Below are 21,132 nucleotides of genomic sequence, written 5' to 3' on the forward strand. Positions count from 1 at the left end.
AATAGCCCTTGAATCTATTTTTCCACAAATAGTTATGTATCTTATTTTACTTGAGATTGAACGTCTTGCTCATCTTACACGTAGTTCTGGTTTTGACATTCACATTTCCAGGTGCAAGATTTGAGATGACTTAGAACATACTTTTGGTCTGCTACGTCATCATCAACGTCGTTGTACCGGTCGTAAGGTTGCCCCCTCATCCCTCGTTATTCGTGGTTCTGTCAAACTTGCTTGTGCGATCGCTACTAAACTTCATTCTTTTACCGCATCTGATAAGCGCACAGGTTGATATTCATACTTGGCTCGAATTACGCTCTCAATTGCAAAAACACCACGCATTGCCAGAATGGTGACTTTGAGACTGGGGATTTCAGCAACTGGATAACTACAGGACAAACGACTGTTGAGGATTTTAATTTTGGTGTTACTCCTGCTGATGGTAATTATCAAGCTGTGATCGAAACTCTTCAGGATCAAACTAATGTCAGTGGTTCAGACTTGGAAAGTTTCTTGGGATTATCTTCTGGAAGTTTAACAACAGGTGGAGTCATTGAAGGTTCTGCCATTAAACAAACAATTGTTGCCTCTTCCGGAGATGTTTTGAGTTTCTCATGGAATTTTTTAACTGATCAAGTACCGTCAGATTCGACTTTTAACGATTTTGCTTTTTTTAGTCTGGGCAATACGGTTAGTTCCTTAGCAGATACGTTTACGCCTACAACTATTTCTTTTTCTCGTTTGGCTGTTGAAACTGGATATCAAACTTATTCTTATACCATTCCTGTGGCTGGAACATATACCCTCGGGTTTGGCGTTGTTGATGTCGGCGATGATGCTGTAAATTCTGCTTTGTTGATTGATAATGTTAGTGTCAAATTGCAAGCTGTTCCTGAGTCGATGAGTTCCACAGCTGTTGCTGCGGCTATGGCTTTTGGTGTTTGCTTACAAACAAACTTGAGAAAACGTTCTTACAAAAGGCAGAATTAGTACTCAACCTTTTCACATTATCACCTCTTAAGGCCGCTGACTGATGATTGATGACTAATATCAGTCATCAGTCATCATATCAACTCCGGTTAATTAGTAGTCAATTCAGTTGGGGCTGAATTCTTCTTCAAAGTTTTACTCCACCAGCAGCGAGAATTGATTATGATTGAGTCCAACAAGTGCGTTCGTCTTTGACGTTGCCGCAGGCATCGCTCTAGTGCCATTACTCCAATAAATGAAATGCCCTTTCTTGCAATTGCCGAGAAATTTACCGCCGTCGCCCAACAGAATTAACTGTATATTGCGTAGACACAAAGTAGCTTGCCGATAGGCATCGCTGCGGTTTCTCTTGGCAAGCTAGGCAGACACTATCTCCTGTACTACAAAAAAGTATCTGGAAATCTCGCAACCCCTACAAGGGCAAGCACTATATCGACGTGTGGCTTTGTCCGCCTTTTACCAACCCCATGTGTGCGAACTTTCCACTCGCTCTCACCGTAAACTTTCACCCCGGTTGAATCCACAACTACATGAACAGCTTTATCCTTTGGAACTACTGGCAGTTCTACCGATAGCTTGCTTAATCGACGTGACAACGTGGAGTGATCCGGCACTGCTAGCTCAATCCCCATGAGCATGAACAGCGACTCCAAAAAACCCACTGAAAAGCCGCCCTGGTAGATGAAATATCGATTGAATCGTTCCCATTGTAGCGTAGACGCGTCAGCGGCTTGTCGTCAGACATCGCCACGTCGCTGTAATAGTTGGAAGCACCTTTTTTACCCGTCTTCTGTTGGTTACGCCACTGCTCGATAGTTTCTTGGTTCACCCAGAAAGTTATACTGCCTCGCTGCTTAAGTGCGGCATCATAGGCGTTCCAATTCCGAACTTTATACTTGGCTTTGGTCTTCATCGTTGGGCGCTTGCGGTGAGAGAACATAGGCGATAAGTAAAATTTACCATTTTGCCTATTCACGCAACAACGCCAATTTAAAGACTAATAAAATAAGCATTGAAAAGAATTAGTCAAAGTAAAAAGTTTTTGTTTGGGAAATATAAATTCCTATGCTATTTCTTGTTGATGGTGCGGTTACTAAAGCAGCCACAAACAAAGTTTTAGTTAATAATTCAGCACCCATGAGTCAAAAGTCAGAATTAATAATAAAAAGAGTATTATTTGTTAGTTTCTATCAATTTATTTCTTGATTATTTAATTATATTGACTCCCGAATTCTGACAGTTTTAGACTACTATCGCATTAAACAGTGGTGACTCAAATATGTACACCCCAACAGATTTCTTATTTCTCAGCGAACAACATGCTACAAAATTTAAATAACACGAGGAAGTAACATAATTTGGATACTTGGCACATTGATTATGATTGTAATTTCTTTGCTAACAATCGGGAAATAACTCACATTAATCATAATGATTTTGGCAGCAATTGGAACAGTATTTAAAGTAATTGTAGAGCAACAAAGAGCGTGCGATCGCACACTTAAAAGCAAGTCATACTGGCGTTGCAGTTTGACGTAGTACAATTTGTTCTCCCCTGCCCCCTGCTCACCCCTGAAGCTATTATCTTTGAATGCAACATGATAAAAATTGAAGATCATGCAATTTTAAGTAAGCGAACATGCCATACAGATATGTCGATTGGGCCTGGGTTTATTACTTTGTTGAACGCTTGATTGAAATTCCAGAGAACGAAAGAGATTCTACAGTTAAGCATTTTCCCCAAGCATTGGAATCACAACAAATCTTCGACTCTCTTGTATTGGCGAATGATTTGGTTCGTAGCAACGGCAAATCATATGCTCGTAGATGGCTGCAAGCTAATTACCACTGGGCAAGTAAAATAACGAGCGATGTCTAACGACAAGCCGAAAAACGTGTCTACGCACTTCTACCTAAAACTGGGGAGTTTAGCATAAAATAAGGTAGAGTCGAGTAAAGTTATGAAGCGCCCTATCTGCCAAGACCAAGCAACAAACGGATCGCCTGCTTTGCTATCTAATGCTTGGTGCGCTGTTATGGCTAGCGTTCAAAGAAGTTTGTTTTTTTAATTAATACAAAAATTTTCAAAAATACTAGAAAACTTAATGTACAATTTTTTCGTGTAAAAAAATGGTGACTAAACTGTTTTCTCAATGCTTGATAAGGCTTATATGAAGATTTGAAGTCTGTTTATTTCTCAATTTAACAATAGTTATTGAAAGGTTAATATGACCATAGACCTATCCAAGTTAAAGTTTACTAACCAAGCTGACATCGTTCCTAAATTAGGGACTGATGACATAGTTAATACTGGCACTACTAATACCCTTGATGGTAACGATAGTATCACTGGCAATAGTAGTAGCAATAATGGTATCATCAACTACGGTACTCTGAAGACTAGCTACGGTAATGATAGTATCACTGGCAATAGTAGTAGCAATAATGGTATCATCAACTACGGTACTATTGATACTGGCTGTGGTAACGATACCATCAATGCTACTGGCAGTATCTTCGGTATCTACAACCTTTCTAAAAGTAGTATTATCAATACTGGCTCTGGTAATGACACCATTAATGCCACTGGTAGTACCTTTGGTATATACAACCTATACAAAAGTAGTATTATCAACACTGGCTGTGGTAAAGATATAATCAATGCTACAGGTACTAATGGCACTGGCATTGAGAACTACGGCACTATTAGTACTGGTTCCGGACATGACATCATCACTGGTAATGGTACTACCTATGTTGGAATCGAAAATGTAAATAGTATCATTGACACCGGCAATGACAATGATGAAATCACTGGTACTGGTAACTATACTGGTATCAACAACTTCGGGCTGATCAATACTGGTAATGGCGATGACATAATTACTGGTATTGGCACTGGTAATGGCATAATTACTGGTATTGGCATTGCTGGTATCACGAACTATACTAATTGCACCATAATCACTGGCGATGGTAACGATATCATAAATGCTACTGGGAGCATTGTAGGTATCTCCAACCTCGGCACAATTGATACCGGCAATGGTAACGACATCGTTGATGCTCTCAATGGTGGGTTTAGTCGTGATGGTAATATCCTTCTTGGAAATGGCGAGGACATTCTCAAAGGATTTGGAAGCGGAAGCTTTGATGGAGGCCAAGGCAACGATACGCTGTTATTTGGCACTGGAACCTATACTGTCTCCTGTTATGGAAATAACAACAACTTGTATAAAGTAAGTAACGGAAGTATAGATATGCTAGTTCAGAACTTTGAGTTTATTGGTAGTGCTAGCGATCCTGCTGCTGCTTTTAGTTTCGCTAGTGTTATTGGCGAAAGTTTTACGATTTAAAAGTTGTCCAATCCGACTGCTGCATCTAGCTATCCATTAGTTACATCTTTCTTAACAAAGCTAGAAAGTATTGTGGAGATTGGGTTTTACGAAAATACAGCAGCATTTAAGTTGCATCACGCGTATTTGAGGGCCAAAGAGAAAAAATTAAGCTTTGGTTGGAGCAGCTAAATCTTGAAAATTTGGCTACTTGATTAATATTTCAATAGTGCGATCGCCCCTCCTTTACACTTCATACAACGAGCGTAGACGCTTTGCGGCTTGTCGTTAGACATCGCACCTGATTTACGTAATTGCTCTCGTTTACCATTGGTCTGCTAATATTAACTATTTTTGATAGCTACGCAAAACATGGGTGAACCAAAGCAAATTCGCAATTCGCAATTCGCAATTCGCAATTAAAATGCAAATTCTGAATCAATTATTTAATTGCATAAAAGTTAATATGAATCTTGATTTAGTCTCTTAAGGTTAAGTAAAAGTGCATTTTGTCAATCAGCGCTTTGACAACAAGTGATTTTTGCAATATTGTTGCTGTATTGAAGACATCCTGTTGTTAACCTCATAGGAATACATCATGAAAAATACCATTTTGACGACAAACTCCAGTCTCAGTGACAACGAAAACACCACGAACAGCAAACGACAAAACCAACCAAACCACAACCAACTTCAAATCGACGACGAGTGGGAGGAGCTGACAGACTCAGATCTGCGAGCAATACGGGGCGGTAGCGTTAGTCTTCTCAACCAAGTGGAGGATTTTGTAGGAGGGAAAGAGCTAAGTCTGAGTGATTTACTGCAAGCGTCATTAGATTTAAATATTTTTGGGAGCAATGCGATTTTGTGACATGGCTCTCGCTGGGGAGGCTGGGGAAGAAGCAGAAATTAAGTGTATTTTTCAGATTTTAAGTAGCAAAAAGGACTATTTTTTTCTCTTTTCTCCCCCAGCACTTTCCTCTACCCCCGCACAAGAGCGCTCATTTCATGACGATAGAAGCGCTCTTTGCGCGTTGCTCCCATATTCTTTAGTGATTCGTATTGCTAATACCTTCGCCAAAATTAAAGGGTTATAGCTGAATGGCACGCCCCTTATTAAACCTGAAACCTCGTCTAGGCAGGAAGTAGGGATGTAGGTGAGAGAGTTGATTTATAACTAATTATTATTTGTTTTAGTTCTTGACCGTGCAACCCCTACCCCCTTACACCCTTACACCCGTTTTAGCCAGTTATATTAAGGGTTCGCGCTTAACGAGCGTGCCATTCGTTAGTAGCTTTATTTTTTTCTTACCGGGAGCAAATCTGCTGCAAGCTTTTGCGTTCTTTCCAAAACCTCATCAATTACATCACCATTCTTGTGAGCGATCGCTGTTCATCAAAATAGTTAGCATCTAAGGGTCTATTAGCAGTCTTCAACCATTTTAGCAATGAGTTTTTGTGTTCTGACTCCAATGAATCAAATGGTTGGTGCTGTTCAACTTCTATCAAAATCTTTCTGGCATCAAAAGATTTATCAACTTGAATACTCATTTTACTAAATTAATTCACAATTAAAATATTCACAGTAATCAGCCACATAATACCTTATCGAGAAGTAAGAATAATATAACTGGTGCGTTCGCACGGGGGCTTTGTTGCGATCGCGCTTGGGCTGGTGCGAAAATCCGACAGGCTTGTTTATCAACAGTTGTAAAAATACTGTTACAACAGAAGTTAGCGCGTGGTTTAAGTGGGCCTACAGCAAAAGGATAGTTGGAGCAATGTCGGGTGGTATTGTGTATACACCAGATGGGGAGCCTGTTGATTTGATCTTGATGATGCGGCGGTATCCAATGCGGGAATAGCGTAAGCAGTCAGCCACTCGCATACTTCGCTCACTCGTTCCCATTCCCAACGCCATGCTGTTTAATTCTTAACCGAAAAGTATTGGGAGCGGAGTAAGAAAGGTTAATTTGAATTTTTAAATTGAGGTATAATTTGCCCCATTACAAACTAGCAAGATAATTGCGCCAGCTACCATAGTGGGAAATGTCTTGTGCATCGGGAATCACATAAGGTTCACACAAAAATCCTTTGACTGAGGAACCGTCCTCCAGGTCTAAAGTGCCAATCACTAGGGGTGGCGGTACTGCGGCTACAAAAGTACCAAAGCCTTCTGCACTCAGTTGCCAAACTTCAACTTCAATGCCTACCCCAGAAGCATCGATAACTTTCACTAAGCCAGGTTTGGCAGGTTGGATATTGGCAAGGGCGTAAAAGCGATATGTAGGGGCGGTTTGGCAGGTTTTAAGTAAGATGGCATTGCGCTCTTGCAGCTGATAGTTTAAGGGCTGCCCGGTGAGATGAGCGCCAACCACAGCAAGAGTAATCATATTGGTGGATGCAGTCATACAGAAATCCTCACAGGAGTTGTTTTACCATAAGTAGTTTCTATGTAATGATCGTAGCGATCGCCTAATTCACACAGTGCTGCGTCTTGAAATGCTTGCCCGATTAAGGTGATGCCAAAGGGCAAACCATTAGCACGGAAGCCAGAGGGAAGGGCGATGGCACACAAGTCCATCAAGTTGACAAAATTGGTATAGTAGCCGAGGTTAGTATTGAGGGCGATCGGGTCGGCTTTTACTTCCGCTTTGGTGTAGATAGTCCCTGTGGTAGGTAACGCCAAAATATTGACTTTTTGCCATTGTTGTGTTGCTTCTTGTTTGAGTGCTTCTAGAGCGTAAAAACTCTTGAAAGTATCTACTGCTGTGTAGCGTACACCATTGCTAATAATTTGACGTACAACCGGATGAATGGCATCAGCTTGAGTTTCAAAGAACGATTGGATAGCGGCAAGTCGTTCTGCTACCCAGACACCAGAGTAGAGTAAATTAGCAGCTTGGTGGAAGGGCTGAAAATCAATTTCCACAAGATTCCCGCCGATCGCCTCTAACCGTTTTAATCCTTGCTCATATAACTCGGCTGCTGCTGCATCACCGAAAAACTGCAATTGGTCTGCTTTCGGTACTCCAAAGAAAAATGATGATGGAATTGCTGCGGTTTGTGGTGGAACTTGGCGGGAATAACAATCACTGGTATCAAAGCCCTTAGCAACTTGCCATACAGTTGCCGCATCTTGGCAATTCAATGTGAAAATGGAAACGCAGTCGAGCGAGCGACAGGCAGGCACTACGCCGGAAGTGCTTAATACTCCTCTTGTCGGCTTGAGTCCGACAATATTGTTAAATGCTGCTGGAACTCGCCCAGAACCAGCTGTATCAGTGCCTAGAGAAAAGCTAACTAACCCTGCCGCGACTGCCACAGCCGAACCAGAACTAGAGCCACCGGAAATATAATCCTCATGGAAAACACTGCTACAGGCTCCATAAGGCGATCGCATCCCGACTAACCCTGTAGCAAACTGATCGAGGTTGGTTTTACCGATCAAAATTGCCCCGGCTTGCAGCAAGCGATCAACTACTGTTGCGGTGGTTTCTGGGATGTAGCTGTAGCCTGGACAAGCAGCAGTTGTGGGTATTTTCGCCACATCAATATTATCTTTGACGGCAAAGGGGATACCGTACAGGGGCAACTCATCTACATTTCTGCTAGCAAGAACTTCAGCTTGAGCTAGTGCCTCCGCTTGTGGTATGAGATGAATCCAAACAGCATCGTTTCCCCGTGCCGCAATCCGCCGATAAACTTCCTCAATGACATCTTTTGGTTGCAATTTAGAGGTTCGATAAGCTTTAAGCAGCGATGCAATATCTAGGCTGATCGAGTCCGTCATGATGCTTCTCCTCGAATAATCGCTAATATCTGCCCAGCAGTGACAAGTTGACCAGGTTCACACAGCACTTCTACTACCGTTCCTGGCTCATCTGGTAGCAGCACCATTTCCTGCTTCATTGCTTCCAACACAATTACACCTGTGTCTTCCGTAATGCGATCGCCCTCTTTAATTAACACTTGCCAGACGTTTGCTGTTGTTGGAGCGCTGAGAGCGTAGCAATCTTCGGGAATAGTCGTTGTTGCTGCTGGTGGGGGATCGGCGGCGAGTGTGTTTTCATCTTGGGCTGTAACTTGCCAGCGATCGCGTTCTTCTCGAAACGCAATTGTCTGCCGGGTTTTGAACGTCATCGCCTCTTGGCTAATTTCCTGCAAAAACTGTTGATAGTCGCGGAATTTAAACGTAGTTTGTTCAACTGTTAATTTAAACTTGCCTTCGATAAAATCCTCTCGGTGGCGCATTAGCTCCTCGTGCGAAACTGGATAAAATCGAATTTGGTCGAAGAATCGTAACAGCCAGGGTTTGCCATCTGTAAAATCTGCGGTTTGTTTGTAGCGATTCCACATCTGCACAGTACGTCCGACAAACTGATATCCACCCGGCCCTTCCATACCATAAACGCACAGATATGCACCACCGATGCCGACTGCATTCTCAGGAGTCCAAGTACGCGCCGGATTGTATTTTGTGGTGACGAGACGATGACGCGGATCTAGTGGAACTGCTACGGGCGCACCGAGATAAACATCCCCTAAACCCATCACTAAGTAACTAGCATTAAAAACAATTTCTTTAACTTCTGCGATGCTACCCAGTCCATTAATTCGACGAATAAATTCAATATTGCTAGGACACCAGGGTGCATCTTTTCGCACCGACTGCATATATTTTTGAATGGCTAGTTGCGTAGATTCATCATCCCAGGACAATGGTAAATGTACAATCCGGGTCGGTACTTCCAACTCAGAAATATCTGGTAAATGAGATTCGATGTCTTTTAATGCCGCCACTAAATTTGATTGCGAAATCACGCGGCTATCGTAGTGAATTTGTAGCGATCGCATTCCTGGCGTTAATTCCAAAACCCCAGCAATCGGGTGTGTTTGCAGATGAGTCATCAACTCATGCACCCGGAAACGCAATTTCAAATCCAGTACCAAATCTCCGTATTCAATCAGCAAGTATTTATCACTCGCTTGCCGATAGGTAACGGCAATTTGCTCATCAGTTGCGGGAATTTCTGCCACGATTGCCTGATATTCGGAACCGTCAGCCTCCAGAGTCACCGCTTCCTCTGCTTGCAACGTTTCGATTTGCCGATCTAACTGCAATTCTTGTTGCAATGCTTGCTCAAAGGTGAGGCGGCAAAATTGCACTGTGTTGCCTGGTTTGAGTTGCCCAATTTTCCACAGTTGTGCTTCGGCGATCGTTGCAGGGCAGACAAAACCTCCTAAACTTGGCCCATCTAAACCCAGGATAATTGGCATATCTCCGGTAAAGTCGATTGTACCAATGGCATAGGCATTATCGTGAATATTAGAAGGATGTAGCCCTGCTTCACCACCATCTTGCCGCGCCCAAGTGGGTTTTGGCCCAATCAACCGAATACCTGTCCGCGCCGAGTTGTAATGTACTTCCCAATGAGTATTGAAAAAAGTTTCGATATCTGCATCAGTGAAGAAATCCGGCGCACCGTGAGGCCCATACAAAACGCCAATTTCCCAATGATGGGAGTAGGTGGGAATCAATTCGGGGGCAATAGGCTGGGACTCTTGAGATGTAGAGGGATACAATTTAAGGACATCGCCCACCTGTAACGCTCTACCGCCATGTCCGCCAAACCCACCCAGCGTAAACGTTGCTTTACTGCCTAAATAATCGGGGACATCAAACCCGCCTTGCACGCTGATATATGTGCGGAAACCATCGCCTTGAATGTTGCCCAACCGTAGCGTACTTCCTGCTTTTACCTGAACTACCGTCCAATAGGGAATCGGCTGTTTATCTAGGGTAGCTTTCATCTGCGCTCCGGTGAGACAAATCACGGTGTCGCAATTGAAGCGCAAAGAGGGGCCAGTTAAGGTACACTCTAACCCGGCTGCCGATTCTGGATTGCCTAAAATCCGGTTGCCCAACCGAAACGCCAGCGAATCCATTGGCCCAGAGGGCGGTACACCAATATTCCAGTAACCCACCCGTCCAGGATAATCTTGAATGGTGGTCATTGTGCCTGCTACTAGCACATCAATTGTGTGCGGGCGATATGTAAAGCTATTAGTAAATTTCGTAGTAATATTGCCTTGAATAAACGTGGAATCAGCAATAATTTGGCGCAGATATTCCAAGTTGGTTTCAATGCCATCGATGCGAGATTGAACTAGGGCTGTTTGCAGAGTAGCGATCGCATCTTCTCTTGTTTTTCCATGCACAATTATCTTCGCCAACAAGGGATCGTAATACGGCGAAACTTTTGTGCCAGTATCAATCCAAGTATCGCAGCGAATATCAGGCGCAAACTGCACTTGAGTTAACTCACCAGAACTTGGCTGAAAATTTTTATTTGGATCTTCGGCATACACCCGCACCTGAATTGAATGTCCTTGCGGTTGGTATTGATAGGATGCCAAATCCAGCGACTCACCCGCCGCCTGACGCACCATCCACTCTACTAAATCGACACCTGTAATAGTTTCTGTTACACCATGTTCCACTTGTAAGCGGGTGTTCACCTCTAAGAAGTAAAACTGTTGGGTATCCACATCATAGATAAACTCCACCGTACCCGCCGACTGATAGCGAATTTCCTCACCGAGTTTAACGGCAGACTCATACAAACGCTGGCGCAAAGTATCACTAATATTTGGTGCAGGGGCTTCTTCAATTACTTTTTGATTGCGTCGCTGCGTTGAACAATCGCGTTCACCGAGGGCAACAACATTGCCTTGCCCATCGCCAAAGATTTGCACTTCAATGTGCCGCGCCCGTTCGATATATTTTTCTAAAAATACACCACTTTGACTAAAGTTATTGCGGCTTAAACGTTGCACATTTTCAAACAAGTCTGCCAAAGTTTCTTCACTGCGGCACAACTGCATTCCAATACCCCCTCCCCCGGCGGTACTTTTGATCATCACAGGATAACCAATTTCCGCCGCCGCCTGTTTGACTTGCTGCAAATTATCTAGCAACAAACTACCGGGGACGAGTGGTACTCCCGCAGCTTGTGCGATCGCTCGTGCTTCATGTTTCAATCCAAATCGCCGCAATTGTTCGGGTGTAGGGCCAATAAATGTAATTCCTGCTGCCGCACAAGCTTCGGCAAATCCTACATTCTCGCTCAAAAAGCCATAGCCGGGATGAATTGCCTCAGCACCAGTGGCTTTTGCCGCCGCCAAAATCGCCTCAGTCCGAAGATAACTCTGCGCCGCCGCAGCTTCTCCCACACACACCGCTTCCCCAGCCGCCGCAACATGGGCAGCATGGGCATCAGCTTGGGAGTAAACTGCAACCGAAGCAATACCCAAGCGATCAAGGCTACGAATAATCCGGCAAGCAATTTCACCGCGATTGGCAATTAAAACTTTGTTGAACATGAGCGATAAGATAATTCGTAATTCGTAATATTTGATGCTATTAATTTTGATCAGCTACTAGATACCCGACTTCTTAAAGAAGTCGGGGTCTAACCACTCGAGAAGCTCAACTTTCAAGTTCAAAGGTGCAACTTCCAAGTTCAGAAGCTAGTACCGCATTAAAATAATAAATTAATAAACTGCCGTAGCGCAGAAAACACAGAGAGAAATCTGAGCAACGGCTTCCACTGCTCAGAACTTCGGGAAAGAAAAGGAACTTGTCTTGATATTTTATGCAGCCCCTTAGTTTGGTTGCACTACTACGTAGATTGCACCTTACGCAGCGTCCCAAACAATCAACCTAATTGGTGTGGGATTGTAAGCATTGCATGGGTTGTTAATTTGCGGACAGTTAGAAATCAAGACCATAACATCCATTTCTGCTTGCAGAACAATGCTCTTCCCGGCTTCGGAAATACCATCAACAATTTCTAATGTGCCGTCTTCGCTGACGGGAACATTCATGTAGAAGTTCACATTGCTGACGAGATCGCGTTTGTTCATCTCATACTTACTCAGTTCCAGCAAGTAATTCTCAACGCAAGCGTGCAGATGCTTCTTGTGCAGCCCATAGCGCACTGAGTTGCTTTCCATACTACACGCACCACCTAAAGTATCGTGTTTGCCGCACTCATCATAGATGACGGTCATCATCACGTTGCCTTCATTAGAAATCAATTGAGTGCCTGTAGTAATGAAAATGTTACCTTGACGGACGATGGTATCGGGCGCGCTATATCGCTCTGAGGTATCATAGGCGTTGTAAAACAATGTATCAACGGCTTGATTACCTAATAAATCAATAATCTTTAAAATTTGCCCTTTTTTGACGATCTTAGACCAAGGCTGACGGGCAGCTAACTCTTCATCATAAATTGCTGTTGCTGGATCGAGTTCAAGGGGTAATGTTGTGACCATAATAGGAATCCTCTTCTATTTATTAGATGCAAAGAAACAGAGATTGCAGGCAACTAACCTACCCAACTACTCTTGAGCAAACAACGCATCAGTGTTGATGAAACCACGAATTACTTCTTCGTTTGCAGTGCGGCACAGATCGTCCGGTGCAGGTGCAGGCGATTTCCAAACGGTAAGTTTAATTGGCTTAGGCTTGTAGACTGTATCGGGATGCAATACATGGGGACAGTTAGAAATAATCACCAATACATTCATTTCCGCCCGCAAATCAACAAAACTGCCCGGTTTTTCCTCGCCTACTATATATTCCAAATCTCCATTTGGACTCACTGCCACCCGGCTAAATAAATTAATATTAGGCATGAGGTCTTTGCGGGTTAAACCGCGCTTACTCAATGCTTTCAGGAAATTGTTGCGAGAGTTGTTATAATCGCTTTCGCCATATTTGTTGTAAGGCCCTTCACCATATTTTGCAGCGTTGCTGGCCGCATTACTGCAACCACAGATGAGATCGTGATGACCGGAGGTATCTTCTGTGATGGAGAACAGAATGCGCCCCATGTCAGAGTAAATTACCATGCCTTTTTTGAGGAAGGCGTTGAACTGAATCTTGGCGGTATCTGCAACGTTCAGCCGTTCGATGGGGCTATCTGCGTTGTAGCAAATCAGTGAAACACCTTGAGATCCTTCCAAATCAGTCACACGTAGGGTGTTTCCCCGTTTGATCGTGTAATGCCAATACGCGCCACCAGGCAGCTTTTCATCAAGCAAAATCAGGTTCGGATCAATTGCCCCTATATTCGGCATAACAGATGCTTGCACCATAAAATCCTCTTGTGACGTTTGGATGAGCGGTTTAGGAATTACTAACTCAAACAACAAAGCCCAGGAGATTACCAATACAGTTATACTGTCTGGCTCTCCCGGGCTTTTTTCCCGCCGTGTGACCGACTCTTTTAAAATCGGCTGCTTCTCTTGGACCAGTCATCTCACTCTCGGTGCGATCGGAACCCTAGAAGCTCATCCTTATTCAGTTTGTAATTTAAGTTTGCGAAACTTTTACAATATTGTAAACAGAGCATTTTTATACAATGCTTATCATCTATTATAGCAAAAATAATCAGGAAAATTGTATCCATAACTACTTTTTAACAGCCTGAACTGACGAAAAACTATCTGCATCTGCCGTTGAAAAGCAATAAAGCGGCAGTATGATCGCTGCGGCAGAGCGATCACTCTTTTGAAAAAAATATTCAAATATCAATAAATCCTTACTTTTTCTTGAATAATCGTATCATTAAATACAATTTGCTGATTCGCTCGTTGTTAAAGTGTTCGGTGAAAAGCAAAACAAATACGAATTTTCAGGATTCTGCTGACTTTAGATAGTGAGTTCTTAAATGAGCAATTGTCTGGAAAATTGAAAAGTTTAATTAAACGCAAAATTTATAGACTTCTAGGGTTCCGGTTTGGGTGAAACGGAGCAAGTATTGAACTTGTGTCTGGATTTGATGCAAATGCTGGTCCAAGAGAGGTCGGTAAGCTAATTGGTTATAAATTTTGAATGCCTGATTAGTTTATTACACGGCGGGACAAAAGCCCGGGAGGAAGTTTTCAGCTATTAAATGCTGAATGATTCTTTCCGGGCTTTGTTATATGGATTCAAGTTAATTATTTGCCATTAAAAAATATTATTTTGCCCATGAAAAAGCGATCGCTGCCCACAGCTTGCCTGTTGTTTTTAGTAGTTATGTGTTTAGCCGCAAGCTGCACAAACCCAGCAGTATATATTAAAACTACTACCGAAACCGAGGCAGCACTAGCAGTCAACAGCAAAGCTAGAACGATAAATTTGGGCTTCAGTGCTTGGCCGGGTTGGTTTCCCTGGCAAGTTGCTCAAGAGCAGGGAATTTTTAAAAGCAAAAACACAACCGTTAACCTCAAATGGTTCGATGGCTACCTTGAATCTATTAGCACTCTTGCAGCCGGACAAATTGATGCCAACAGTCAAACCCTTGGCGATACGCTCAGTTCGGTAGCAGGAGGCGCAGATCAAGTTGTGGTATTAGTCAACGACAACTCAACTGGCAACGATAAAATCATCGTCGCAGCTGGAATCAACAGCGTTGCAGATTTGCGTGGCAAAAAAGTAGCGGCTGAAGAAGGCACAGTCGATCACTTTTTGCTGTTGCTGGGCATGAAACAAGCTGGCTTAAAGCCCCAAGACATTCAGTTTGTGCCTTTGGAAACAGGAAAGGCCGCTGCTGCTTTTGTTGCTGGTCAAGTTGATGCGGTTGCCGTGTTTGCACCTTTTACAACCCAGGCATTGCAACGAAAGGGTAGTAAAGAATTGTTCAGTTCCAAAGACTTTCCAGGCGCAATTTCCGATCACCTGGTTGTGTCGCGTCAGTTTTTGTATGAACATCCCCAAGAAATTCAGGCACTTGTTGATTCTTGGTTTGCCACGCTCGATTACATCCGAGAAAACCAGGAGCGTGCCTACACCATCATGGCAAAAAGAGCAGGTGTGCCAGTTGATGAATATAAACAGTATGCCGATGGTACGCGCCTGTTTACGGTGGAAGAAAATTTGAAAGCTTTTCAGCCTGGTAACAACATGGGTTCTTTACTGTACGCTACTGAGCAAATGAGCCAGTTTTTGATCGATGTGGGGTTGGCGCAAAAAAAACCGAATACAACATTTTTATTTGACGATCGCTTTGTCAAAGCTTATATGCAAAAGCGAGCTAAGACTACATAGAACTAGTAAATTCGGTGTTTCTTGCCTGCTTTAAACCCTCACCCCACATTTAAACGATGAGCCACAGCACTCCGCCTCGCTCGCTCCAATTACTCACTAAACCAAAAAGCATGAAGTCTACGGTTTTTTGGCGGCTGGCCGAAGATATCCCCAAGCCCCTTCATACAGTATTAACTATTACTTCAATCGCCCTGCCCCTATTGGTCTGGTGGGCAGCAACCAGCTTCGGCAACATCGATCCAAAGTTCCTGCCTTCGCCTGCCAAAGTTGCAGAAGCGACAGGGCGTTTGTGGATGACACGCGAATTGCTGAAAGATACTGTAGCCAGCCTTTGGCGGGTTGGTGTTGGTTTTTTGTTAGCAGCAAGCTTCTCAATTCCGGTCGGGATTTTGATGGGGAGTTTTCCCAGCATTCGCGCTTTATTAGAACCTCTGTTTGGTCTAATGCGCTATATGCCTGCACCCGCCTTTATTCCACTGTTGATTCTCTACTTGGGCATTGGCGAAGAACCGAAAATTATGCTGATTTTCATCGGTGTATTTTTCTTCAATACGCTAATGGTGATGGATACCGTAAAGTTTGTGCCTAAAGAGTTGATTGAAGCAACTTATATGCTGGGTGGCGATCGCTGGGCAATACTAACTCAGGTGATTTTACCGCACGTTCTTCCTGGCATTTTAGATGCTTGCCGAATCAACTTAGCAGCCGCTTGGCAGCTTGTGATTGTGTCAGAGCTAATTGCCGCCAACGAAGGATTAGGAAGACGCATTAGCGTTGCTGGCCGATTTTTAAGAACCGATGAAATCTTTGTTGGACTCATTGTGATTGGCATCATCGGATTGTCATTTGATTTGTTGTTTCAGTATCTGCTTCGCGTCACCTGCAAATGGGCAAGTCAGCAGCGATAAACAACTCGATAGAAAATTTAACTTACAGAGGCTAAATTAATGTTTTTACAAATTAATAAACTCAACAAACACTTTTCGACTCAAGCCGGTACGCTTGTAGTTCTCAAAGATATTAACATGACAATCGAGCAGGGCGAATTAATTTGCGCGGTCGGCGCTTCCGGTTCCGGCAAATCTACGTTGCTGCGCCAAATTGCTGGACTCGATAGCCCGACATCAGGAGAAGTACGCATAGATGGCAAGCTAATCACTGGCCCTGGCCCTGATCGCGGTATGGTATTTCAGCACTACACGCTTTATCCCTGGATGAATGTGCAAGAAAATACCGAGTTTGGACTCAAGTTGCAAGGCATTCCTAAAAAAGAGCGTCGCGAACAGGCAAGTTATTTTCTCAGCATCGTCGGCTTGTCCCGCTTTAGCAGTTCGTTGCCCAAAGAGTTATCAGGTGGGATGAAACAGCGTGTGGCGATCGCCCGCGCCCTTGCATCTCAACCCAAAGTGTTGCTGATGGATGAGCCGTTTGGTGCGCTCGATATCCATACTAAAGAATCAATACACGAATTCATACTTGACCTCTGGCAACGCACCAAAATTACAATTTTCATGATCACCCATGATGTTGAGGAAGCCGTTTTCCTGTCTAACCGCATCTATGCCTTGGGTGCTCGTCCTGGCACAGTCCGCAAGGAGATGACCATTAATCTGCCGGAGCGTAGCCCCATGATCAAGCGTCATTCTACCTTCCATGACTATCGTGATGAGTTGATGGATCTGCTACGGCAACATGGCATGTTGCCGTAGCAGCATAACTTCAAGGGGCGACAGCAAAAAACTAAACTGCGCGTTTGCACTTATCTCAAAGGGTAAGTGTGCGATCGCCCAGGCGCGTTGGCGAAAGCCATCGCCCATCATAACCAGCCAGCGTAAAACTTGGAGTGAATAACGGCAGTTGATCTTGAGCTAGCCTCAAAGTGCGTTCGTCGCAGACGTTGGCGCAGCCATCGCTCTCCCGCACCAAAAACTTACGCTTGCTCAATGGGCATAATAACCAAAAACCCCAACGAAAATGCTTTTATACCCAAACATTTAGGCACCTACAGGGAATAAAATGCCCAGCCCCTTCGGGGTGACGCTCCTTCGTCGCTAACGCTTCGCTAACGGCAGTCGCTCATGGGGGAAACCCCCAAGACCGCGCTGCCTCACCGTTTCAAATATATTTTGGTTCAACCCAAGGACTGAGGCGCTTTCGCTCTTCGGGGCGCTCATCGACGGAAGAGTGCTTTTATTTTCTGGAAATCCCTAATATGTTCAGGGAGCAACGCGCTCAAGCTTGAGATCATCGCTTTTTGGAGCAATCTTATCGCAGGGGGAGCAGGGGTTTTATTAAAATTACTCAAATCAGCAAGCTACGAGTGCAGTTGTGCGGGTTTGATTCGTTTAGAATAAGAGATTTTTGTATAAAAACCCGCCGAACTGCAAGCAAAATAAAGGTTTATCACGCTCGTAGATTTAGATAAGGCGCTTGCTGATTTGAGCAGGATTTGTCCAAGGGGAGTAAAAAGAGAATTCAGCAATCTTTGCTACTATAAATACTTTCAAATACACTTGATTTCTTCTAGCGTGGCAAAACTTACTAGAGAAGAGTGGAAATCCTGTAATCTTGACCTTGTAGCAAAATAATGGTGCAGAAACTTGGCAAGAAAAAGTCTAAAACCAGAGGCAACATCGTTTGAAGTACTCGATTGTGTTCAAAAAAAATGCTCTTCGTGCGGTCAAGCAATGTGGAATGAATACAATAATCCTCGACATATAAGAACGTTAAATGGGGTAGTAGAACTACAGCTAAAAATTCGGCGATGTCAAAATAAGTCATGTCTGCGGTACAAAAAAGCATATCGACCAGAGCAAGAAGGTTCTTTAGCTCTACCACAAAACGAATTTGGTTTGGATGTGATTGCTTATATAGGAGCATTACGCTATCAGGAACATAGAAGTGTTCCCCAAATACACGCTCACCTTGAATTAAAGGGTATATGTATAAGCCAACGAACAGTCACGCACCTAATTGACAGATATGACGAGTTACTTTCTTTATGGCTAAAAGACCATAAAAGGTTAAAAGCAATAGTGGCTAATCAAGGACGGGTGATATTAGCGATTGATGGGATGCAGCCAGAAATTGGACATGAGGTATTATGGGTAATTCGAGATTGCTTATCAGGAGAAATTTTACTTGCTAAAACCTTATTATCATCAAGGAATGAAGATTTAGTGGCGTTATTATTAGAAGTAACTAATACTTTGGATGTACCAATTGATGGAGTTGTTAGTGATGGGCAACAATCAATTCGCAAAGCTGTTGGGTTAGCATTACCTAGAATTGCTCACGGTTTATGTCATTACCATTACCTGAAAGAAGCAATCAAACCCATATATGAGGCAGATAGATATGCAAAAAAGGAATTAAAAAAAAAGGTTAGAGGATTACGAGACATTGAACGTAGTGTTACCAATGAAACTCAGGAGATGGCAACTATTATTGAAGATTATTGCTTGGCAGTGCGTAGTTCTATAACCAATGATGGTCATCCACCGCGCTTAGGCATCTGGATTAAAGTTACAAGAAAATTTGACGTTGATAGAGCAAAGCTTAGAACGAATGGAAAAAAAATTGCTTTACCACCACCTTTAGTTAACCTAAAACACCTCCTAGCCAAGGGATTATCTGCGACTGCATCTTTATTTTCACCTATTAAGGTTGCGTATGAGTGGGTTGATAAAGCTACTAATATTCTCAACAATAAAATAGCTCTTGATGCTGCTGGAGTCAAACAAAGTTATCAGCAACTGTTAACAGAAATGTCCCAACAAAAGCAGAAAGCTGGTACACTCAATACCGCAATCGATAACTTTATAAAAACCACCAATAACTACTGGTCTGGACTTTTTCATTGTTACGAAATTGAAGATTTTCCCAGAACTAATAATGACTTAGAACATACTTTTGGTCTGCTACGTCATCATCAACGTCGTTGTACCGGTCGTAAGGTTGCCCCCTCATCCCTCGTTATTCGTGGTTCTGTCAAACTTGCTTGTGCGATCGCTACTAAACTTCATTCTTTTACCGCATCTGATAAGCGCACAGGTTGATATTCATACTTGGCTCGAATTACGCTCTCAATTGCAAAAACACCACGCATTGCCAGAATTGAACAGTATCGATTTCGCCGAGACCCCAAGGCTTACTTAGCTAACCTAGAGAGTCGTCTTCTCTAGTGAACTTTACCACACTAGCGGGGGAGAGGTGGGGGGCGCTCGTGCAGCTGCGTGTGGCTGATGTGTACAACGAAGATAGTACACCTTCTGAATATATTAATTTTCGCGCCAGAACAAGAAAAGCCAAACCCAAAAAAGCCGCTAACGACAGCGATAAACCCAAACAGGTACGCAAAAACCGCCAGGTACCAGTACATCCAATTCTTAAGGAATTGCTAGCAGCTTACCAGAGCGAGTCAGACTCAGTTTGGTTATTCCCCAATCGAACCGGGGAAAAATCTATTGGTCTACGCTGGGCCGATAAAATTCTGCGGTCGGCAGTCGAGAAGGCTGGTTTAGGGAGTAAAGGTGTGTCAACGCATAGCACCCGCCGGAGTTTTATCACGAATCTGGCCCACAAAGGGGGGAGCCTTGCAAAAATCAAACAACTCACCGGTCACACTGACTTGAAGGTTTTGGCCCGATACATTGAGGTGACTGATGACGACCTCAAGCAGACAATAGCGCTGTTATGAATCCCAATCTCCTGTTCCTACAAATCGAGATTTTCTTTGAGCGCTTGCAGCGGGGAGACTACGACCACCCCCTGCTGTTGGCTATGGCCCTGGAAAATCTTGCTAATCAAGCATGGAATGAGGTTGATACAGTTTACCGGGAATACTAATGGCACTTGACAAACATAAATATGGCCTTACAACTATTCTTTGCAATGCAGCTTGACTCTACTCCCCAACTCAACCGGGGGAGACTTTTCTTGATCGACGACGATAAAGGAATTATCGGCCGATGGATTGCTACCAGTGGCTTGGGCGCTTACCAGGAAAAAGGCGACTGGAGCAAACAGGGGGGTTGAGTTATCCCGCCGCTGTATGAGGTGCGAAATCCTCCGCCATTTTACAAGGTAGCCACTAGCCCAACAGACTTACGACACCTTAAAGGTGTAGAAGGAAATGGTTACGCAATTTCACCGTTTGAGGTGATTACTCTTGATGGAGTTAAACGTTCCGACTTACTTGTACATCAAGATGCTAATGCCCCAGGCTCATTAGGTTGTATTGTCCTACCACCAGACGAATTTTCTGATTTTGAAAAGATTTTTACCAGCCAAACCAAAGGTCTAACTGATGTGAGGTTAAACGTCGGTTATACTTACTAGCTTGGTATTACAATAACTTCAAAATTTTTGCGATCGCCCCAGCTGTGCGCGATCGCTATTTTCTCTCCACAACCACTATTGCAACTTCTTCTCAATCCTGCATTGAGGGAAATTTCTCATTAAAAAAAATCAGCACACATACTGATTAAGATAAAAGCTCAATTTATCAATACTTTCAGCTGATAAATCAGCGCCCGCGCAGCCGCGCCAGGAGCTTCACAGCTTCGGCCCCAGCGCTCTCATTGATTATTGAGAATGCTTGAGAATATGGGAGTAGGGAGTAGGGAGTAGGGAGTAGGGAGTAGGGAGCAGGGGAGCTGGGGAGATGGGGAGATGGGGGGGATGACAACTGACACCTAACTCCTA

The 21,132-nt window shown here is 43.6% G+C and carries 22 protein-coding genes, 1 pseudogene and 2 riboswitches; of the genes and pseudogenes, 12 read left to right on the plus strand and 11 right to left on the minus strand.

Translation table 11 applies throughout. The annotated features are described in order from the left end of the window. Positions 1 to 252: 252 nt before the first annotated feature. The gene (locus tag I8748_RS22565; RefSeq protein ID WP_198126783.1) at positions 253 to 450 is read right to left on the minus strand and encodes a hypothetical protein; all 198 of its coding nucleotides are present in this window, start codon (positions 448 to 450) and stop codon (positions 253 to 255) included. 3 nt (positions 451 to 453) lie between these two features. Between I8748_RS22565 and I8748_RS22570 the strand changes: the two genes are divergently transcribed. Next, on the plus strand, positions 454 to 987 hold the full coding sequence (locus I8748_RS22570) for a hypothetical protein (protein ID WP_198126784.1): 534 nt from the start codon (positions 454 to 456) through the stop codon (positions 985 to 987). Positions 988 to 1,367: 380 nt separating this feature from the next. Here I8748_RS22570 and I8748_RS36320 read toward each other — a convergent pair whose 3' ends face one another. The 3 genes from I8748_RS36320 to I8748_RS22585 form a co-directional block, all read right to left on the minus strand. After that, a complete protein-coding gene (locus I8748_RS36320; protein WP_404800348.1) occupies positions 1,368 to 1,625 on the minus strand; it encodes a transposase in 258 nt (85 codons plus the stop codon). After that, positions 1,604 to 1,927, minus strand: coding sequence for a transposase (locus tag I8748_RS36325; protein WP_214662704.1), 324 nt, complete (start codon positions 1,925 to 1,927; stop codon positions 1,604 to 1,606). The genes I8748_RS36320 and I8748_RS36325 overlap by 22 nt, the downstream gene beginning before the upstream one ends. A 391-nt stretch (positions 1,928 to 2,318) precedes the next feature. Further along, positions 2,319 to 2,531, minus strand: a complete 213-nt coding sequence (locus tag I8748_RS22585) for a hypothetical protein (protein WP_198126787.1) — start codon at positions 2,529 to 2,531, stop codon at positions 2,319 to 2,321. Positions 2,532 to 2,626: 95 nt separating this feature from the next. On the opposite strand from I8748_RS22585, the gene I8748_RS22590 reads away from it, so the two are divergent. From I8748_RS22590 to I8748_RS22600, 3 genes are all read left to right on the plus strand, one after another. Next, a complete protein-coding gene (locus I8748_RS22590; RefSeq protein WP_198126788.1) occupies positions 2,627 to 2,866 on the plus strand; it encodes a hypothetical protein in 240 nt (79 codons plus the stop codon). A gap of 349 nt (positions 2,867 to 3,215) precedes the next feature. After that, the gene (locus tag I8748_RS22595; protein ID WP_198126789.1) at positions 3,216 to 4,343 is read left to right on the plus strand and encodes a hypothetical protein; all 1,128 of its coding nucleotides are present in this window, start codon (positions 3,216 to 3,218) and stop codon (positions 4,341 to 4,343) included. Positions 4,344 to 4,920: 577 nt separating this feature from the next. Next, entirely contained in the window at positions 4,921 to 5,193 is a 273-nt protein-coding gene (locus tag I8748_RS22600; RefSeq protein ID WP_198126790.1) for a hypothetical protein, read from the plus strand. Between the two features lie 491 nt (positions 5,194 to 5,684). On the opposite strand, the gene I8748_RS22605 is transcribed toward I8748_RS22600, so the two are convergent. From I8748_RS22605 to I8748_RS22630, 6 genes are all read right to left on the minus strand, one after another. Beyond that, positions 5,685 to 5,873 carry a hypothetical protein gene (locus tag I8748_RS22605; RefSeq protein WP_198126791.1) on the minus strand — a complete coding sequence of 63 codons (189 nt, stop codon included), beginning with the start codon at positions 5,871 to 5,873 and terminating at the stop codon, positions 5,685 to 5,687. A gap of 455 nt (positions 5,874 to 6,328) precedes the next feature. Beyond that, positions 6,329 to 6,733, minus strand: a complete 405-nt coding sequence (locus I8748_RS22610) for an allophanate hydrolase-related protein (RefSeq protein WP_198126792.1) — start codon at positions 6,731 to 6,733, stop codon at positions 6,329 to 6,331. After that, the gene (gene atzF, locus I8748_RS22615; protein WP_198126793.1) at positions 6,730 to 8,115 is read right to left on the minus strand and encodes an allophanate hydrolase; all 1,386 of its coding nucleotides are present in this window, start codon (positions 8,113 to 8,115) and stop codon (positions 6,730 to 6,732) included. Before atzF ends, I8748_RS22610 begins: the two co-directional genes overlap by 4 nt. After that, the gene (uca, locus tag I8748_RS22620; RefSeq protein ID WP_198126794.1) at positions 8,112 to 11,708 is read right to left on the minus strand and encodes an urea carboxylase; all 3,597 of its coding nucleotides are present in this window, start codon (positions 11,706 to 11,708) and stop codon (positions 8,112 to 8,114) included. Before uca ends, atzF begins: the two co-directional genes overlap by 4 nt. Positions 11,709 to 12,023: 315 nt before the next feature. Beyond that, positions 12,024 to 12,665: an urea amidolyase associated protein UAAP2 gene (locus I8748_RS22625; RefSeq protein ID WP_198126795.1), complete on the minus strand. Its 642-nt coding sequence runs from the start codon at positions 12,663 to 12,665 to the stop codon at positions 12,024 to 12,026. 66 nt (positions 12,666 to 12,731) lie between these two features. Continuing rightward, positions 12,732 to 13,490, minus strand: a complete 759-nt coding sequence (locus I8748_RS22630; protein ID WP_198126796.1) for an urea amidolyase associated protein UAAP1 — start codon at positions 13,488 to 13,490, stop codon at positions 12,732 to 12,734. 93 nt (positions 13,491 to 13,583) lie between these two features. Then, positions 13,584 to 13,692: riboswitch (guanidine-I (ykkC/yxkD leader) on the minus strand. A gap of 418 nt (positions 13,693 to 14,110) precedes the next feature. Then, positions 14,111 to 14,274: riboswitch (guanidine-I (ykkC/yxkD leader) on the plus strand. Positions 14,275 to 14,367: 93 nt separating this feature from the next. Here I8748_RS22630 and I8748_RS22635 point away from each other — a divergent pair. The 3 genes from I8748_RS22635 to I8748_RS22645 all read left to right on the plus strand — a co-directional run bounded on the left by I8748_RS22635 (position 14,368) and on the right by I8748_RS22645 (position 17,135). Next, on the plus strand, positions 14,368 to 15,426 hold the full coding sequence (locus I8748_RS22635) for an ABC transporter substrate-binding protein (protein ID WP_198126950.1): 1,059 nt from the start codon (positions 14,368 to 14,370) through the stop codon (positions 15,424 to 15,426). 110 nt (positions 15,427 to 15,536) lie between these two features. Next, positions 15,537 to 16,334, plus strand: coding sequence for an ABC transporter permease (locus tag I8748_RS22640; protein ID WP_225896518.1), 798 nt, complete (start codon positions 15,537 to 15,539; stop codon positions 16,332 to 16,334). Between the two features lie 39 nt (positions 16,335 to 16,373). Further along, positions 16,374 to 17,135 (plus strand): ABC transporter ATP-binding protein, encoded by a 762-nt coding sequence (locus I8748_RS22645; RefSeq protein ID WP_198126798.1) that lies wholly within the window; start codon positions 16,374 to 16,376, stop codon positions 17,133 to 17,135. A gap of 55 nt (positions 17,136 to 17,190) precedes the next feature. On the opposite strand, the gene I8748_RS22650 is transcribed toward I8748_RS22645, so the two are convergent. Continuing rightward, entirely contained in the window at positions 17,191 to 17,370 is a 180-nt protein-coding gene (locus I8748_RS22650; RefSeq protein WP_198126799.1) for a hypothetical protein, read from the minus strand. 743 nt (positions 17,371 to 18,113) lie between these two features. Between I8748_RS22650 and I8748_RS22655 the strand changes: the two are divergent. The 5 genes and pseudogenes from I8748_RS22655 (at position 18,114) to I8748_RS35300 (ending at position 20,766) form a co-directional block, all read left to right on the plus strand. Continuing rightward, positions 18,114 to 19,610 (plus strand): annotated as a pseudogene (locus I8748_RS22655) (ISNCY family transposase). Between the two features lie 41 nt (positions 19,611 to 19,651). Beyond that, the gene (locus I8748_RS22660; protein ID WP_318781253.1) at positions 19,652 to 20,125 is read left to right on the plus strand and encodes a tyrosine-type recombinase/integrase; all 474 of its coding nucleotides are present in this window, start codon (positions 19,652 to 19,654) and stop codon (positions 20,123 to 20,125) included. After that, positions 20,122 to 20,274 carry a hypothetical protein gene (locus tag I8748_RS22665; RefSeq protein WP_198126801.1) on the plus strand — a complete coding sequence of 51 codons (153 nt, stop codon included), beginning with the start codon at positions 20,122 to 20,124 and terminating at the stop codon, positions 20,272 to 20,274. The genes I8748_RS22660 and I8748_RS22665 overlap by 4 nt, the downstream gene beginning before the upstream one ends. Positions 20,275 to 20,295: 21 nt before the next feature. Further along, positions 20,296 to 20,463, plus strand: coding sequence for a hypothetical protein (locus tag I8748_RS35295; RefSeq protein ID WP_225896519.1), 168 nt, complete (start codon positions 20,296 to 20,298; stop codon positions 20,461 to 20,463). A 21-nt stretch (positions 20,464 to 20,484) separates the two neighbouring features. Further along, positions 20,485 to 20,766 carry a hypothetical protein gene (locus tag I8748_RS35300; RefSeq protein ID WP_225896520.1) on the plus strand — a complete coding sequence of 94 codons (282 nt, stop codon included), beginning with the start codon at positions 20,485 to 20,487 and terminating at the stop codon, positions 20,764 to 20,766. Positions 20,767 to 21,132: the final 366 nt, after the last annotated feature.

The organism is Amazonocrinis nigriterrae CENA67 (genome assembly GCF_016056305.1).
GTDB classification, from domain to species: domain Bacteria; phylum Cyanobacteriota; class Cyanobacteriia; order Cyanobacteriales; family Nostocaceae; genus Amazonocrinis; species Amazonocrinis nigriterrae.

Coding starts and splice junctions, on each gene's coding strand:
- I8748_RS36320 (WP_404800348.1), bottom strand. CDS start 1,625: ATGCTCATGGGGATTGAGCTAGCAGTGCCGGATCACTCCACGTTGTCA.
- I8748_RS36325 (WP_214662704.1), bottom strand. CDS start 1,927: ATGTTCTCTCACCGCAAGCGCCCAACGATGAAGACCAAAGCCAAGTAT.
- I8748_RS22590 (WP_198126788.1), top strand. CDS start 2,627: ATGCCATACAGATATGTCGATTGGGCCTGGGTTTATTACTTTGTTGAA.
- I8748_RS22595 (WP_198126789.1), top strand. CDS start 3,216: ATGACCATAGACCTATCCAAGTTAAAGTTTACTAACCAAGCTGACATC.
- I8748_RS22600 (WP_198126790.1), top strand. CDS start 4,921: ATGAAAAATACCATTTTGACGACAAACTCCAGTCTCAGTGACAACGAA.
- I8748_RS22605 (WP_198126791.1), bottom strand. CDS start 5,873: ATGAGTATTCAAGTTGATAAATCTTTTGATGCCAGAAAGATTTTGATA.
- I8748_RS22610 (WP_198126792.1), bottom strand. CDS start 6,733: ATGACTGCATCCACCAATATGATTACTCTTGCTGTGGTTGGCGCTCAT.
- atzF (WP_198126793.1), bottom strand. CDS start 8,115: ATGACGGACTCGATCAGCCTAGATATTGCATCGCTGCTTAAAGCTTAT.
- uca (WP_198126794.1), bottom strand. CDS start 11,708: ATGTTCAACAAAGTTTTAATTGCCAATCGCGGTGAAATTGCTTGCCGG.
- I8748_RS22625 (WP_198126795.1), bottom strand. CDS start 12,665: ATGGTCACAACATTACCCCTTGAACTCGATCCAGCAACAGCAATTTAT.
- I8748_RS22630 (WP_198126796.1), bottom strand. CDS start 13,490: ATGGTGCAAGCATCTGTTATGCCGAATATAGGGGCAATTGATCCGAAC.
- I8748_RS22635 (WP_198126950.1), top strand. CDS start 14,368: ATGAAAAAGCGATCGCTGCCCACAGCTTGCCTGTTGTTTTTAGTAGTT.
- I8748_RS22640 (WP_225896518.1), top strand. CDS start 15,537: ATGAAGTCTACGGTTTTTTGGCGGCTGGCCGAAGATATCCCCAAGCCC.
- I8748_RS22645 (WP_198126798.1), top strand. CDS start 16,374: ATGTTTTTACAAATTAATAAACTCAACAAACACTTTTCGACTCAAGCC.
- I8748_RS22665 (WP_198126801.1), top strand. CDS start 20,122: ATGAATCCCAATCTCCTGTTCCTACAAATCGAGATTTTCTTTGAGCGC.
- I8748_RS35295 (WP_225896519.1), top strand. CDS start 20,296: ATGGCCTTACAACTATTCTTTGCAATGCAGCTTGACTCTACTCCCCAA.